General features: G+C 44.7%; 13 protein-coding genes and 1 riboswitch. Of the genes, 3 read left to right on the top strand and 10 right to left on the bottom strand.

The window, feature by feature from the left end:
• Positions 1 to 66: 66 nt before the first annotated feature.
• From AC1DP6_RS29830 to glk, 6 genes are all read right to left on the bottom strand, one after another.
• Positions 67 to 1,461 carry an alkaline phosphatase family protein gene (locus tag AC1DP6_RS29830; protein ID WP_477058159.1) on the bottom strand — a complete coding sequence of 465 codons (1,395 nt, stop codon included), beginning with the start codon at positions 1,459 to 1,461 and terminating at the stop codon, positions 67 to 69.
• Between the two features lie 118 nt (positions 1,462 to 1,579).
• Positions 1,580 to 2,239, bottom strand: a complete 660-nt coding sequence (locus tag AC1DP6_RS29825) for a hypothetical protein (RefSeq protein WP_477058158.1) — start codon at positions 2,237 to 2,239, stop codon at positions 1,580 to 1,582.
• Between the two features lie 790 nt (positions 2,240 to 3,029).
• The gene (locus tag AC1DP6_RS29820; protein ID WP_477058157.1) at positions 3,030 to 3,245 is read right to left on the bottom strand and encodes a RidA family protein; all 216 of its coding nucleotides are present in this window, start codon (positions 3,243 to 3,245) and stop codon (positions 3,030 to 3,032) included.
• Positions 3,246 to 3,343: 98 nt separating this feature from the next.
• Complete coding sequence (locus AC1DP6_RS29815; RefSeq protein ID WP_477058156.1) at positions 3,344 to 3,778, bottom strand: VOC family protein; 435 nt, start codon at positions 3,776 to 3,778, stop codon at positions 3,344 to 3,346.
• Positions 3,779 to 3,828: 50 nt separating this feature from the next.
• Complete coding sequence (locus AC1DP6_RS29810; RefSeq protein ID WP_477058155.1) at positions 3,829 to 5,115, bottom strand: voltage-gated chloride channel family protein; 1,287 nt, start codon at positions 5,113 to 5,115, stop codon at positions 3,829 to 3,831.
• A gap of 43 nt (positions 5,116 to 5,158) precedes the next feature.
• A riboswitch (Fluoride riboswitch) is annotated at positions 5,159 to 5,230 on the bottom strand.
• Positions 5,231 to 5,242: 12 nt separating this feature from the next.
• Positions 5,243 to 6,298: a glucokinase gene (gene glk, locus AC1DP6_RS29805; RefSeq protein ID WP_477058154.1), complete on the bottom strand. Its 1,056-nt coding sequence runs from the start codon at positions 6,296 to 6,298 to the stop codon at positions 5,243 to 5,245.
• Between the two features lie 168 nt (positions 6,299 to 6,466).
• On the opposite strand from glk, the gene AC1DP6_RS29800 reads away from it, so the two are divergent.
• A complete protein-coding gene (locus AC1DP6_RS29800) occupies positions 6,467 to 8,248 on the top strand; it encodes a glycoside hydrolase family 15 protein (RefSeq protein ID WP_477058153.1) in 1,782 nt (593 codons plus the stop codon).
• Between the two features lie 115 nt (positions 8,249 to 8,363).
• Here AC1DP6_RS29800 and AC1DP6_RS29795 read toward each other — a convergent pair whose 3' ends face one another.
• The 4 genes from AC1DP6_RS29795 to AC1DP6_RS29780 form a co-directional block, all read right to left on the bottom strand.
• A complete protein-coding gene (locus tag AC1DP6_RS29795; RefSeq protein WP_477058152.1) occupies positions 8,364 to 10,550 on the bottom strand; it encodes a bifunctional alpha,alpha-trehalose-phosphate synthase (UDP-forming)/trehalose-phosphatase in 2,187 nt (728 codons plus the stop codon).
• A 226-nt stretch (positions 10,551 to 10,776) separates the two neighbouring features.
• Entirely contained in the window at positions 10,777 to 11,676 is a 900-nt protein-coding gene (locus tag AC1DP6_RS29790; RefSeq protein WP_477058151.1) for an EamA family transporter, read from the bottom strand.
• The gene (locus AC1DP6_RS29785; RefSeq protein ID WP_477058150.1) at positions 11,669 to 12,286 is read right to left on the bottom strand and encodes a CGNR zinc finger domain-containing protein; all 618 of its coding nucleotides are present in this window, start codon (positions 12,284 to 12,286) and stop codon (positions 11,669 to 11,671) included. Before AC1DP6_RS29785 ends, AC1DP6_RS29790 begins: the two co-directional genes overlap by 8 nt.
• Before the next feature lie 278 nt (positions 12,287 to 12,564).
• Positions 12,565 to 14,196: a hypothetical protein gene (locus AC1DP6_RS29780; RefSeq protein WP_477058149.1), complete on the bottom strand. Its 1,632-nt coding sequence runs from the start codon at positions 14,194 to 14,196 to the stop codon at positions 12,565 to 12,567.
• 108 nt (positions 14,197 to 14,304) lie between these two features.
• Between AC1DP6_RS29780 and AC1DP6_RS29775 the strand changes: the two genes are divergently transcribed.
• Both AC1DP6_RS29775 and AC1DP6_RS29770 read left to right on the top strand, forming a co-directional pair.
• The gene (locus AC1DP6_RS29775) at positions 14,305 to 15,192 is read left to right on the top strand and encodes a decaprenyl-phosphate phosphoribosyltransferase (protein WP_477058148.1); all 888 of its coding nucleotides are present in this window, start codon (positions 14,305 to 14,307) and stop codon (positions 15,190 to 15,192) included.
• Positions 15,192 to 16,523: an FAD-binding protein gene (locus AC1DP6_RS29770; RefSeq protein WP_477058147.1), complete on the top strand. Its 1,332-nt coding sequence runs from the start codon at positions 15,192 to 15,194 to the stop codon at positions 16,521 to 16,523. Before AC1DP6_RS29775 ends, AC1DP6_RS29770 begins: the two co-directional genes overlap by 1 nt.
• Positions 16,524 to 16,551: the final 28 nt, after the last annotated feature.

Raw genomic sequence — 16,551 nt, 5'->3', positions numbered from 1 at the left:
TGTTAAATCAAACGAAGGGCAGAGATGTTATTATCTCTGCCCTTCGTTTCACCCGTTGTACCGGAATTATTTATTTTTTGATGCCAGGTGCTGCCAGCTCCTCGCCATGATAAGGTGATGGAGGTCGCTCATTTGCATGAGTGTGGGGGCTGGTTGGGGGCATATGGGTGCCGTTACAGAAGGTACATCTGTACGGGCGGAAGTTAGATTGAGTACCTGCTCAAATGTGGGCGCCTGGTTTACCCGTTCCCCGAGATTCCATTGAGCGCGGTCTATCTGCATCCAGCTCAGCACAGTAGCAATTAAAGATGTATGATCGAAAGGAGTCTGGCCCTCGGGCATACGGAATACGCTGCCTGGCGGCACCCAGGGCGAAATAAGAATGGCAGGAACACGCACACCGAATGTATCAAAACCGAAACCATATTCGCCGGGATCATTTGTAGGAGGAGCTGCTTTCTGTGCAATAGGTACATGATCATATGTGCCGCCGTGTTCATCAAAAGTAATGATGAATAATGTTTCGTTCCAGGCTGGCCCTTGCGAGAGCGCATCATACACTTGTTTCACAAATGTTTCACCTGGGCATACATTTCCGGGTGGATGATAATCGGACCCGTTAATACCCAGTTTCCAGTACATGAGTCCCCAGTCAGGTTCCAGGAAGCTATACGACGGCAGTGTGCCAGCAGCAGCCTGGTTATAAAACTGTTGTATAGGCGCAAAATTCTGATCAAAGTCGCTGCTTCCCAGGTTCGTCTTAAACAGATCCCGGGTAAGGCAATAATCATGTGCCCACCATAGTTGACTGTAGAATATCGTCCAGTCTTCAGCTTTGCCTTTTCCATTTTCAGAGAGCACATTCCAGTGAGTGGGCAATGTAAAATCAACCAGGAAAGAATTATCTACCCAGCCTTGTGTTGTACCGGTTAGCCAGTGTTTGCCTACCGAATTACCTGCCGCTGCAAATGCACGATTGCAGAATGTTTGGGATGGAACGGAGGCATACCATTTGTCGCAGACTGCGAAATTTCTGGACAGTCCATTTAATACTGGCAGGTCAGCAGGCGAGTAGGCCATCATGATGTCATCCGGACTATCAAATGCGGATGCATAGTCCATGTAAAATCCACCCATTTCAGGAGTTGTTCCTACCGCGCCGCCCTGCAAAGGGGTATAGCATTGTATTTGCACATGCTTAAAAACTTCGTGGGGATCAAATGGCGGAACAGTAAGATTTCCGGGAGGAGTCACGCTAACGAAGTGTTGATTGCCATCCTTGTCCATATTATATAAGTCAGGCGTAAGACCATTGAATACAGGAGGGCTTTGTACATCTATGAGGTTTACCGGGGGCTGGTTCCCGGTGTCTGCATATAGCCAGCCCAATATATTATCGAAGGACCGGTTTTCAAGCATGAGATGAACGACATGCTTGATCTGGGGCATTATCTGAGACATAGAGGATAGTTTTATTCTTGTTATTTACGTCATTTAACTCACATAAAAAAGACAGTGGCGATTATTAAAATATTCCACTGCCTTTTCTTTTTTCATTAATAGTTGGGACTAATAGTAGTTAGTTAATCACACATGCAGATACAGCTAACGTGGCGTCAGCAACTGCCTGGGCTACCAGTGCCCCCAGAATAACTATTTCAGCAATGGCCGCAATACCATCCGTGGCGACCCATGCCGTTACCTGCGCTGTGATTACAGTGCCCATCAGTACCCATTCGTACCAGGCCATATTATGTTCAATGGCTCCCAGAATCTGGCGAATACCAGTTACCTTATATACACCAGAGAAAATGGTAAAGATGGCTTTGGCCTTATCTGTCAATGAATCTGCCTGCTCAAGCGCAAGAATATCCTGTTCCAGACCGGTAAGCGCTTCGGTGGGGATGTCCGCCACAATAGCTTCTGCGGCATCTTTTGTAACAGACTCCGGTACGCCCGCTGCTTGTAGTACAATAGATACAACATCGATCACGCAGGTAACAATAGCGGCTATACAGGCACTGGAAAGATCTGTTGTACGGGGAATGATCGTGCCTTTCTGAAAGCGCAGGTCATATTTTCCATGTATCATATTATACATGTCTTCGAGGGCCTGTTCCTTACGGATTGTTTTTCCAGCAAGAGATGGCTGATGATCTACCAGGAACTGATCCAGTGAGGGAGTCAATTGCAAGGCAAAGGCGGGAACGTTGAGTTCTTTAATGTTTACGGTACTCATTGTTTTTGGTTTTAGAAGATGAATGAATTGTTTACTAAGGAGCGTATGATTTTAATCAATTCAAATTTCCGGAGAATGGCGCGGGGGTGACAGGTGGAAAAGAGCTTTTATATAACCTGTTTTTAGGAGAAAAAAACAATGAAAGTGGTATAGGATATCGCAGGTTGATGTTTGATTATAAATCCTGGAGCGAGGTTGTTGATTGAATCGCGAAATAGGGGCCAGTTCAAGTACCGTTTAGAAGGGCTTTAATCGGTAGTTTTCAGCGAGGCGATCGAGGCTTCAAATGAAACGAATCTGCGGCGCATAGGAAATGCTATCTAATAAGCTATAACATTAGAACTGAGTTAATACTATTTAACATAATATAAATTATAGGAATAATATGAGTCCATTTAAGTGTTTCAGGATTGTCTCTAATTTAATGGGGCGATCTCTGAGTTTTTGTGGGTGCTCGTCGCAAAAATTGATCCTATTTGTGTACCTCTTTTGCCTAAACCTGTATAATTCATTGAAAATGAAGGCGCTGAGGTTTGCGTAAAAAGAAATATTCGAGGCATCCCCCCGGGTTGTTTCATTCTCAGCGCCCTTGTTAAACACAAAAAAATCCGTTTAAAATGGCTGTGAATACTCACTCCCATTTTAAACGGATTAAATAATGATCCGATGGTTCCCCTTAGAGAAAATCTGCCGTATTACAGCCACCGGACGATTGTAAGCGCAGTAATCGGCTTTACATTGCCTCAAAACGGTCCTCGATGATTCCTATGACCGTTTTACCGCCAGCATTTCAAGCTAATGCCGTTGCCAAATTACTGAAAGCCTGTTTTAATTGTGTCCGGAAATCATTCACTAGGTTGCCGTCAGCCGTTTCGCCGCCTTGTCCGGATATGTATACTAAAGTATTGCCTGCAGGCACCACAGCCATATGAGAATATGCGTTCGGTGTAGGATCATACAATCCCGCAGGATTGATGAGTTGTGGAGCACTTGTTTCTTTTTCCATTCTTGTGAATTTTATCTTACAAAATAAAAGGAAATATCAGCAGCGAAACCCACACAGAATCAATCACTTTAAGCATAACAGAATGTGACACATACACCTCACCAATGCGGTTCAATGAATTCAATCACTTCTCCGTCTAATCCATATACAAGTGAATTCCTTACAATAAGCGGTGGTTCCCCCAGAAGCAGCACTGATGGCGGAACACAACTGGATGCTCCTAAAGAAATAGCCTCGTTATAAGCCAGGGTGGCGTCTTTTACGGTAAGTGCAAAATGTAATAGCGCACCTGCTACCGGTATTTCTCCTGCAGTAGCTTTGCGTCCCTGAGTAGCTACATTGGCGCCCTTATCAAATACTTCTATATAAGAAGTCGTACCAGGTATGTTCAACAACGCGGCATACTCAATATTGAATTCTGGTAAAACCCAACTGTGATACAGGGTAAGCCCCAGTGCTTCATAAAATTTTATCGTTGCTTTGTAGTCTTTAGCCTGTATCGCTATATGATGCATACCTGTAATGTTCGTCATACACCAAAGGTAAAAGCAGTATGGAAAAGAAAAAGGTACTAACAAAATTGTTAGCCCAACTTCCTTACTTCCAGCCGCTGTGCACCGTAGATGCCTGAATGTCCGCTGAAATAATAAGCGGTGAAACAAGCGATGGCAAAATATAAAACGTGCGTGGTACCAAATAATTCAACACCCATTAAAGTACAGGCAATCGGGGTATTTGTAGCGCCTGCAAAAACGGCAATGAATCCAAGTCCAGCGAAAAGGTCTACTGGAGCGCCTAACAGCAAAGCCAGGGTGTGGCCCAATGCTGCACCTATGAAAAAAAGAGGAGTGACCTCTCCCCCTTTGAATCCCATTCCAAGTGTAACTGCCGTGAAAACCAGCTTCCAGAGCCAACTCCAGTCGTTTACATTGCTATTCGCGTCAAATGCAGCCAATATACTGATACCATCGGGTGATTTACTGCTGACACCTATACCCAGGTAATCGGTTGTACCAGCCACATAACTCAATAATATTATGACTGCACCACCGACAATAGGAATCAGCCAGGGTATTTTAATATATGCATTGGCGTTATAATTAATGCTATGCATGAGTTTCGAGAACAAAAAACTACTCAGCCCAAAAGCTACGCCACAAACAATTACTTTCCCTAACATCCAGAGATCCAGGTGAATAAAAGGCATCGCCTCCATGAAAGGTTGGCCAATATAGCTGATGCTGTAATGTGTGTGATGAATGCCCCAGGCACTGCATACGATGTCTGCAAAAACAGAGGCTATCAAACAAGGTACCAATGCCTCATAACGCATCACACCTATTGCCAGTACCTCCAGGGCAAACACCGCCCCGGTAAGAGGAGTACCAAACACTGCCCCGAAACCAGCCGCGATTCCTGTCATCAGTAAAATTCGTATATCCGCAGGCGATAGGCCCAGTTTCTTCCCGATCAGCCCGGCCATACTGCCGCCAATCTGTACTGCTGTTCCTTCACGTCCGGCGGAACCTCCAAATAAATGAGTAATAATAGTGGTGAGTAATACCAATGGAGCCATGCGGGCAGGCACGCCACCTCCGGGTTGATGGATCTCTTCCATGATAAGGTTGTTGCCCTTATCGGCCTGTTTACCGCCAAGGCGGTATAACCAGTAAATCAGGAGGCCAGCCAGCGGCAATCCAAATAATAACCACTCATGCTCCCAGCGTATATGCGTTACCAGGTCCAGCAACCAAAGAAATAATGCCACCAGTGATCCGACCACGATAGCAACAGGTGTTACCAATACAGTCCAGCGCAGCAGCTGATAAGCCACTGTCAATTGCTCCAACGAAGTTTTCAGTTTATTCATATCCTACAAATAGCAGCGTTAAATGGTAGTGCATACCATTCTAATATTTGTAGGCGCCATCAGACAGCTCTGGGCTGACGGTTTGGGTCAGGAAGACACCATTTCCTGTTATCTCGCAAAAATAACTTTAATCTTTTAATAATCCAGCATAAAATGCTGCGCCCCATAGCGCTGACTTATCATTATTGACAATATGAATGGGTACACTTGCCAATAACTCCGCCATCCGATCTCCCTGCATATAATGATGATAGAATTCTCCGGTTTCCAGCAGTACCGCTATCTTGGGGGGAATTCCCCCACCCAGAAACAATCCGCCGGTGGCTTTCATTTTCAATACCAGGTTGCAGGATTCACGGGCCAGGTAACGTACAAACAACTCCATTGTTTTCACACATACCGGTATTCTACCTGCAATAGCCGCTTTACTTATTTCTGCCGAAGGATCTCCCGCATTCATAGCAGCCCGTAATTCCGCAGGTTCTTCCATCCCTTTTATATCTCTTAAAAACTGGTAGATATCATACAGGCCAGGCCCGCTGATCACCCGTTCCCAGCTCACCACATCATATTTCTCCTGCAGATATCTCAGCAATAAAATGTCCAGATCTGTTCTCGGCGCAAAATCGGTATGTCCGCCTTCCGTAGGAAATGGATGATGATGCTCCCCGTCCCAGTAGAGTCCGGCCATACCCAAACCTGTACCCGGTGCAATGATGGCTATATTACCGGTATGTTCGGATGCGCCGCGGTGAAGGGTTGTCAGCTGTTGCGGTGCCAGGGTCGCCAATCCATAAGCAGTAGCTTCCAGGTCATTGATCAGGGCTACTGCCGTGATCCCGGTGCTCTGCCTGATTTCATCTTCACTCAGCTCCCTGGATAAATTAGTCAGCTCCACCTTTCCTTTTACTACCGGACCAGCTACGCCAATGCATATACGCTGCGGTGGAGTGTCCCTGCTTTCACTGATAAAGTGCTGGATAATCTCAGAAAAATTAGCATAGTCACGGGACGCATATTTCTGCTCCCGTATCATATCCAACTCCCCGTCAACAGTACTGAATAGTGCCAGATTTGTTTTGGTACCGCCCAGATCACCGGCCAGCAGATAGGTTTTAGTATCCCCACTATGGGTTGGCGCAATAAACTGTGGCAGGTAATGCTGCTTTTTCAATGTTTGCATCGTTGTGGAACTTTATACTTAAAAATAAGGGATTCTGGTAAGACTTCAGAATGATATGTTTTGTTAATAAATGACGATAGAAATCCTGCGGAGCATTATTGGAACAGCTTTTGTTCCGGGATGAACAATTTTAAGTGAAAAGTGTAATTCAAACAAATCGCAGGCTTCATGGAAAGACATACTTATCAGACAGGAATTATTGGCAACTGCGCTTTTCTGGCGCATGTAAACAAGAATACTAATATTGATTGGCTTTGCTGGCCCCGCATGGATAGCTCCTTCGTTTTTGGCGGACTGCTGGATAAAAAGAAAGGGGGCGAATTCTCTATCCTCCCTGAGGCCGATTACGCTTCTCATCAGTACTACCTGGAAAATACAAATGTACTCTGTACTGAAATTACGACCTCTGAAGGCAGCTATCGCATTACCGACTTCTCCCCCCGCTTTCTGCAGTACGAACGCTTCTTTAAACCACTGATGCTTATCCGGAAAATAGAGCCGCTGGATGGCTCACCACGCATCCGGGTAAAATGTGAGCCTGTTTGTGATTATGGCGCCGAGAAACTGAAACGGCTACGGGGCAGCAGTCATATTGAATTTGGTGGCTGTGATGAAAACATCCGCCTCACTACTAATATCGCTGTCAGTTATCTTTTTGAAGAAGAATATTTTGTGCTGAATGATACCCGTTACCTCATTCTTACCTATGGGCATCCGCTGGAAGCCCCATTGGTAAGTACAGCAGAACGATTCCTGCGGGAAACCGTTTCCTATTGGAGAACCTGGATCAAGCACTCTTCAATTGCCAACTACTTCCAGCCATATGTTATCCGGTCAGCGTTAACGTTGAAAATACACCAGTATGAAGATACCGGCGCTATCATTGCTGCCAGCACCACCAGCTTACCGGAATTCCCGGAAAGTGGCCGCAACTGGGACTACCGCTACTGCTGGATGCGTGATACCTATTATGTGATCACAGCCTTAAACCATATCGGACATTTTGAAGAAATGGAACGCTACTTTGGTTATATAACAGATATCTCCTTCTCCGGCGATTTCCGTTACCAACCATTATACGGTATCACCGGTCAAAAGATTTTATCCGAAACCATCCTCCCCCATCTGGATGGTTACCTGGGTAATAAGCCCGTACGAATCGGCAACCAGGCCTATGAACATATTCAGAATGATATATATGGACAGGTACTGATATCGATGCTTCCTTTATATACAGATCACCGTTTTGTTTTTTCAGAGAGAAAAGATTCTGACCGCTGGATAGAACTCCTGTTGAAGAAGATTGAAAAAACGATCGATGAAAAAGATGCAGGCATCTGGGAGTTCAGAAACATGGCTAACATCCATTGCTATACGAATCTCTTCCAATGGGCAGGCTGTGCCGCCGCGGAAAAGATGGCACGGACCATCGGCAATGAGCCTCTCCTGCAAAAGGCAGTGGAACTGAAAAATCGTGCTGCCGAACATATTGAAAGCTGCTATGATCCGGTAAGAAAAGTATATACTAATGCTGCCGGCAGTCAGCACCTGGATGCCAGCACGTTACAACTCATCATGATGAACTACCTGGATCCGGCTTCCGAACGTGCACGTGATCACCTCATTGCACTAGAGAAAGAACTCAAAACGCCGGAAGGCTTGTTTTACCGTTATCGCCACTCCGATGATTTTGGTAAACCTAAAACTACGTTTCTCGTATGTGCGTTCTGGTATGTAGAAGCGCTTGCCTGTGTGGGCCGTTTGGATGATGCCCAGCGCGAATTCGGTAAGCTGCTGCAATATTCCAACCACCTGCTGCTTTTTAGTGAAGACGTAGAAGCAGAAACCGGCAGTCAGTGGGGTAACTTCCCGCAAGCATATAGTCACGTAGGTTTGATGAATGCCGCCTACAGGATATCAATGAAACTGGATATGCCGATATTTTTATAGCTATTAGCCATTAGCTTTTAGCTTTTAGCAAAATGCAGCGGAGAACATAATATATGTCTATCTCCGCTGCATTTTGCTAAAAGCTAAAAGCTAAAAGCTAATGGCTAATAGCTATTTACGCTTCCCTGTTTCTCAGGGTCCTTAACAGGTGTCTTACCTCATGATAACTTCTTAAGTAATACTGGGCAGCGGACACCTGGCTGCCGACTTTAATGGTAATGGCTTTGGGCGGAAGCGCTTTAAAGATATCTTCATCTGTTACATCATCCCCCATAGCCATAATGAAATCGTACTTTTTATGATTCAGCCAGCTGAGTGCTGCTTTACCTTTGTTGATCTCCACGTTTTTCACTTCAATCACTTTATCGCCGGGCAGTACCTGCAATCCTTTTTCCACGGTGTAATAGCGCAGGGTATTCATCAGTTCATTAGCGCGCAATTCGCCCAGGCCGGATTCTACTTTACGGTAATGCCATACGAGAGAATAGCTTTTCTCTTCTATAAAAGAGCCCGGAGTACGGTCTGTGGCTAATTCCATGATAGGCTGTATCTCTTTCTTCCACTTGTCCGTTAAACCCGGCAGCTGGTACCACTCTCCTTCCTTGGTCTTCTGCCAGGCGCCATGTTCAGCGATCAGGTCCAGTTTCAGATGACCGAACCACTCCCCTAATGTTTCATGGTTTCTGCCACTGATCATTACCAGGTCGTTACCTGGTATGCTGGCCAGCTCCCGGAGCAGCTGGTACAGATCAGGATCCGGCGATGCCATATCGATGTTGGGTTGAAAACCCACCAGTGTCCCATCGTAGTCCAGGAAGATGATCCGCTTTTTAGTACTGAAGTATTGCTGCCTTATTAATACGGCTGTTTCCTGGTTCACGCGGCGGGCGAGCATATTCTTTTGCATTTCATTTACTTCATCCAGCCGTGTCATGAACAATTTTACCCAGTGATTAATATTGAATTTGGCAACTATAGAGCGCATTTGTTTCATGCGCCGTTGTTGCTCCGGGAGCGGCATGTTGAGTGCATCTACGATGGCACGGGTAATGGCGCCAATGTTGTTGGGGTTTACGATGATGGCGTCTATTAATTCTTTAGATGCACCGGCCATCTCACTCAAAATCAATACTCCGTCATTGTTATTACGACTGGCTACATACTCTTTGCTCACCAGGTTCATGCCATCACGCATAGGCGTTACCAGGCAGATGTCTGCAAAATTATAGAGAGCCGATAAGGTTTCCAGGGGGAACGAACGATAGAAGTATTGGATCGGATGCCAGGCCAGGGTACGGAAGCGGGCATTCACATTACCTACATACTTATCTATCTGATCGCGTAGCTCCTTATATTGTGACACGGTATCACGGGAGGGCACTACAATCATATACAGCACTACCTTCCCAATATATTCCGGGTGTAGTTGTAATAGCAATTCAAATGCTTCCAGTCTTTGCAGGATCCCTTTGCTGTAATCAAGGCGGTCAATAGATAATATTAACCGGTCCTCTGCCTGGAAGTTTTCCTTCAGTTGCTGCATCTGTAGCAATACTTCCGGGTCTTTGCCCATGTCGGCATACTTATTAAAATCAATGCCCATCGGGAATGTTTCCACCACAATTGCCCTGTCATTATAAGACACCACATTCGCCGTGGTGTTGACAGGCAGCAGGCGGCTGGCCGCATTCAGGAAATGACGGGTATCATCAAAAGTATGGAAGCCCATCAAATCTGCACCGAGCATACCTTCCAATATCTCTGTACGCCAGGGGATCAGGCGAAATAATTCATAAGATGGAAATGGGATGTGTTGAAAGAAACCGATGGAGATCTCCGGCATTTCGGCCCTGATCATCCCTGGCAATAATAGCAGCTGATAGTCGTGTACCCAGATAATGTCTCCTGGTTCGGCTACCTTCATAATAATATCCCTGAATTTTTTATTTACCTGGTAATAGGAATCCCAATGTTCCTGTTCATAGTGTGCATATACGGCCATATAGTGGAAAACCGGCCACAGTGTTTCATTTGAAAAGCCCTCGTAAAAGTTGTTAATTTCATCCTGCGTCAGGTAAACCGGCATCAGGTTCATTTTACGCAACTGCTTCGTCATTTTTTCCTGTTCCTTCGGATCGGTGATTTCCTGTCCCGGCCAGCCTATCCAGATATTATTCCCTTCTCTGTAAATAGATCCCAAACCTGTTGCCAGGCCGCCTTCACTGGGCTGTAGTGTATAATCACCGTTTGTTTCTGAAATCTTTACTGGTAGCCTGTTCGATACAATAATGGTCTTTCGCATAGTCAGTTTATATAATCTATTATCTAATTACGTTCAATCGGAATAGCACCAACAAAAACAAAAAATGCACCCAAAAGAGCGGAACCTACATATATAAATAAATACAATGCTGCTACAATGGCTATGGTTCTTCAACAGGGTTTATCCCGAGAGGGATAAGGGCTATACCTGTACATGTGTGAAACCACAATATAGTCATTATCAAGAGGAAAAGAAAGTAAAAAGCTTATTTACGGCCCAGGGTCATCATCACTACACCACTGATAACGATGGCGGCAGACAGTCCTACCATCCCCGTAATCGCTTCATTGCCGATAGCCCAGCCGAGAAATAAGGCGACAATAGGATTTACATAGGCATAAGTGGCAGTGAGTCCTGGCGGCGCATTTTTAGACAACCAGCTATAGGAGGTATATCCTACCAGGGAGCCGATGAGTACCAGGTAAACATAAGCTTGCCAGGCTTCCATCGTCATGGCGGGCAGGGTACTGATGGCGCCGGGTTCAAAGATCAGGCTGACAAAGAAAGAGAAAACGCCTCCTGCCAGCATTTGAATAGCGGTACTGGTAATTTGCGTGGGCATGGGTAAGCGTTGCACAAATAAGGTACCTGCCGCCCAGCAGATATTACCTGCTACCACTACTGCCACCGGCCATAAAGGAAAGTTGCGGGCCTCATGATGTGCAAAGGGATTAAACAACAGGAAAAGACCTGCAAAGCCGATGGCAATACCCAGCAATGTTAATCCGGAGGGACGCTGCTTACTGAAAAAAGCCCAGTCCATTCCCATGATCCAGGCAGGCATGGCAGCCACCATGAGTGCTACCAGCCCGGAGGGCATATGATGTACTGCCAGGGCTACAGTTGTATTACCAATACCGATAAGGGCAACGCCTACAAAGCAGGCAGATAAAAACTGCTGACGGTTTGGCCAGGTCTTTTCCCGCAGGCATCCGATAGCCAGCAACAAGGAACCTGCAACCAAAAAACGCATAGACGACAGAAAGAACGGAGGCACCACTTTGGTGGCGATCTTCATACCAAGGTAAGTGGAACCCCAAATAATATATACGGCTAAAAGGCATAGGATCATCTTGGATGATAAACTGCCTGTCTTCTTATCCATTTTTCTTTCTTTTTGTACGCTGATAATTCCGGGTTACTTTATCTACATCTCCGCAGGTGCTCATGCTGCACCATTTTCGGGAGCCGTTACGACTCTTATCAAGAAAGAGCCATCCACAGGCGGGGCATTCTTTTATCTGTGCGGGTCTGTCTCCTGTATATAATTCTACCGCCGATTTTACTAACCACCAATATACCTGCTCCAGTGCCGGTGCGTTAAACTGTAATTTCCCGGCGCCTGCAGACCAACTGATTTCGATGTTAGCATATGCTTCCCCGAGGTAAGTATTGAACTGCACCTGGTCACCCGCCGCCGGATTTTTACCTGCAATCATGTCAGTAAATAGCCGGTGCAACAATTCCCGCAACAACAGACTTTTTTCAAAAACAATCGCTGCTTTTTGCGGATAGTCTTTTGCAAGCCGTTCCAGGGTATGAATAATTTTGGGAGATAAAGCTTTGGTATGTGCATACCATTGCAGCAATTCTTTGAAGCTCGAAAGGTAATCACAGGTTGTTGGTTTCCTGCGGTTGTCAATCGTGTTGACGAAATCAAGACACAGAATTCCGCCGTCAAGCCTGAGTGTAGAAATGGATTTGGGAACAGACATATCTCCTTCTTTTTAAGTCCTCCCAACAAAGATAAATCTAATTATTAACCGGCAAAACTTATTTTACTGGTTAATAAAAAAAGAGGTATAAAACAAGGTTTTATCTACCTAAAACAATGCTTAAACATTTATTTATTAACTAAATAAAAATCAACAATTTATAAAAATAAAAACAGCCCTTCAGTGGGCTGTTTTTTATAGACTATTGATAGTATTTTAATATCTGGAAACGAGAAACGTTCCTTGATTCAGGAAATGTCCGGCTAAAGATACATAATTTATTTTACGTATACTTCAATAATTGCATTTGTCGGTCTTCTTGGTGCAAGAAAACTATCTACCTGGTGGTAATGCAATTTCAATTCATCTCTCAGTGCAAAAGGGAAAAAGTTATTTAAGCCTGGTGCATATTCAAATAAAATGAGGTCATAATGATGATCCTGTACCTTCTGTTTATAGATCGCCAACTGTCTGTTGAACATCCCTACTCCCAAATGATACCATAACGGACAGTCCGGTCCGGTTTCCGGCTTGTAAGGAATAACTACTGCTAAGGGCGTCAACTCAGACATATTCAGCACCTTTAAATCTGACTTATTGTCCTTTACTACAGGTAAGGCCATGATCCGATCCATCCCTTTTACAGTGGAAGGTGGCATATATATTTTACGGAAAGGCTTCAGATCTGAAAATATCCAGGATGAAACCGGAACATCAGTTGTGTCTTCATTGATCATATAATTTCGCCTGTTTACTACATTTTCATGATTCGGATTATGGGCATCCACCATTTCCTGTGCAGGAAAAAGACGATCAGTAAAACGCCCAATATACTTCCACCAGGTACCTGACCACCAGAACAGCACCAGCAAGGTACCTATCAACAATGACCTGGGACTGTCTACATATACATGCAGCAGCTCACATAAATAAGTGGCCACGAAAGCAAAAGCGAAACTGTGGAAAAAGATGTTATTGTCTGGCGGGGTGTAGCTGGTTACCTGGAAAATAGCTGCTTCTCCTAAAATACCCAATGTCAGCAAAACAAATAATACTTCCCGGCGCCGTTGTAACCAGGTATTCCATTGTTTCACTTTCGCAACAATACAAAACACCACTAACACCACATATGCTTTGATCCAATTGGAGCTTCCGAAAATTTCATCCGTAAAATCGTTTAGAGCTAACCGTGAGCTATGCGGAGGTTGTCCGTGGTTAAACCAATAGCCGAATCCAGGCATCAGTGGAACAATAAAGAATACCGCTACCAGTCCAAACATCCCAATGAAGATGGGAAAGTCCACCCAGCGGCGGGTCTGGTAACAGTTATATGCCAGGAACAACAGGCAAAGCATAAAGGCCATACCTCCTCCGTCTTGTTTGGTAAAAACTGACAGGAAGATAAAAAGCGCCGCTGCCGCCATCCATAGGTAACTACGGGTACGGTTATCCGAAAAGAAAGATTTAAACAGGAAACTAATCCCTATCAGCTCAAACACGATGACGGTATGATTATACCAGGGCCAGAAATTGAAGAAGGAATAAGACAATACAAACACCAACAGGGAGAGCAACCTTATTCCCGGCCTTATGTCCAAACTTTTCAGGATGGAACGGAAAGCAAAACCAGCCATGATATTAATAAGCACCTGAGCTTTGACCAGGGAAACCATCTCCGGTCCAAAAATTTTAAAGAAGAGTGCGGGGATGATCCAGAATCCATAACCCAATGGCGATCCAAAATCCTTAAAGGGAATCTGACCTGAAGAGATGCGATATGCTCCTTCCCAGGAAAGGAAAATATTCACGCGATATGGAAATGTAACAAATAATGGCACGAGCGCCAGCAAAACAATAATTAAACTTTCGGTAATGGTCCACTTGCGACCTTTCAGGGAATAAATTGACATAGAAGATTGGGATTTGCTGTAATTGTAATAATCCGCTAATATGAATGGGGGCAAAAGTAATCGAATAAATTGTATCTTGACCCGTCAGAATCAACTTTTTAGTTCCCCATGAAATACATCAAATTACTTAGACCAAAACATTGGGTAAAAAATGCATTCCTGTTTATTCCACTTTTTTTTGCAGGAGAAATATTCAACACTGCCAAGTTGCTGCATTTACTGATAGGCTTTATTGCCTTCAGCCTTATTGCGAGCAGCATTTATATTATTAATGACTACAAAGATATAGAGGCGGATAAACAGCATCCTGTTAAATGTAAGCGCCCCCTGGCTTCCGGCGCCATATCCAAACCAACCGCCCTTCTCCTTTTTGCATTATGTGTGTTGGGTGGAGCTGGCATTGCCACTTTCCTGGGTGTCAAGTTCGCATTTGTGCTGGGCATTTACTTCGTCCTCAACCTGCTCTATTGCTTCGGCTTAAAGAATATATCTATACTGGACATTATGATCTTGTCTACCGGATTTGTGTTACGGGTAAAATCAGGTGGTGTTGCTGCCGATGTAGCCATGTCTGAGTGGTTGATGATTATGATCTTCCTACTGGCACTCTTTATGGCGATCGCGAAACGCAGAGATGACATCCTGATTAAACTGGATTCCGGGAAAGAAATGCGGAAGGCTGTCAGCGGATACAATATGGATTTCCTGAATGTAATGCTGGCACTCGTGTCTGCAGTGATCATCGTATGTTATCTAATGTATACCATTTCGCCTGAAACCCAGACCAGGTTTCATACTTACCGGCTATATTACACTACCCTCTTTGTAATTGGCGGATTATTACGATATTTGCAAGTAACCTACGTGGAGAACAATACAGGTTCTCCCACAAAAATCCTATATAAAGACCGTTTTATTCAATTGACCATACTCCTGTGGGTACTTAGTTTTTATGTATTAATTTATTTACCGACAGATAAAACATTTTTTGAATAATGCAAAAACGGTTAGCGAACTGGGGAAACTACCCCGCTGTTGCCAGTGAAGAAAGCGTATTTACACAGGAAGATCAGCTCCGCAAATATGTGGTAGCACACTCTCACATGATTGCCAGGGGCAACGGTCGGTGTTATGGTGATGCCTCTTTAGGCCAACATAGCATTTCCATGCTGAAGTATGATAAGATGCTTTCTTTCGACGCGACAAATGGCATTATTGATTTACAAGCTGGCGTAACACTGGACCAGATACTGGATATCATTGTCCCTAAAGGATGGTTCTTACCTGTTACCCCCGGTACCAAGTATATTACTGTTGGTGGCGCCGTGGCTTCTGATGTACATGGCAAAAATCACCATGTCGATGGCGCCTTCTCTGGTCACATCATCGATATGGACGTATTAATCGCCTCCGGTGAAACGATCTGCTGCGCAGCAGGCACCCATGATGATTTGTTCTGGGCTACCTGTGGAGGCATGGGCCTGACCGGGGTGATTACCCGGGTAAAATTCAGTCTTAAAAAAGTAGAAACCGCCTATATCAAACAAACGCAACTGAAAGCCAGGAACCTGGAAGAAGTCATCCGCCTGTTTGACGAATATAAACACTATACCTACTCCATGGCCTGGATTGATTGTCTGCAGAAAGGTGATTCCTTTGGCCGGAGTATCCTGATAGTAGGCGAACATGCCACCCCGGAAGAACTGAGTGAACAGCAAAAGAAAGCACCACTCACCCTGCCGGCTAAACGAAAACTGACGCTCCCCTTTAATCTGCCTTCCTTCGCACTGAATACTTTTACTGTGAAGGCTTTCAACTGGTTATACTACGGAAAGAATTATAAAAAGGTGATGCACAAGATAATCCCTTATGAGCCCTTCTTCTATCCACTGGACGCCATCCTGCACTGGAACCGCGGTTATGGCAAAGCAGGATTTGTACAGTATCAGTTTGTAGTGTCGTTGGAACAAAAAGATGGTCTGATAGCTATTCTTAAAAGGATCAGTGACAAAGGTTGGGGGTCTTTTCTGGCTGTACTCAAAGTGTTTGGCAAACAGGATAATCTTATTTCCTTTCCAATGGAGGGCTATACACTGGCATTGGACTTCCCTATCCGCAAGGGGCTCTTTGAATTCCTGGATGAACTGGATGAAATTGTACTGCAATATGGTGGCCGCTTATACCTGTCTAAAGATGCCAGGATGAAGCCAGAAATATATTGGAACAGCTATCCGAATGCGGGCAGGTTTGCCGATATTGTAAAACAGTACAACAGCGAGGCCCGGTTTGAATCCCTGCAATCCGAAAGATTGTCATTGATAAAATAGTTTTCCTCTGATTAACCAAACACCTCTC

The sequence above is a fragment of the Chitinophaga sp. 01L420 genome (genome assembly GCF_056399985.1).
The sequence above is the reverse complement of the archived record's forward strand: the minus strand, read 5'-3'. Positions and strand labels throughout refer to the sequence as shown.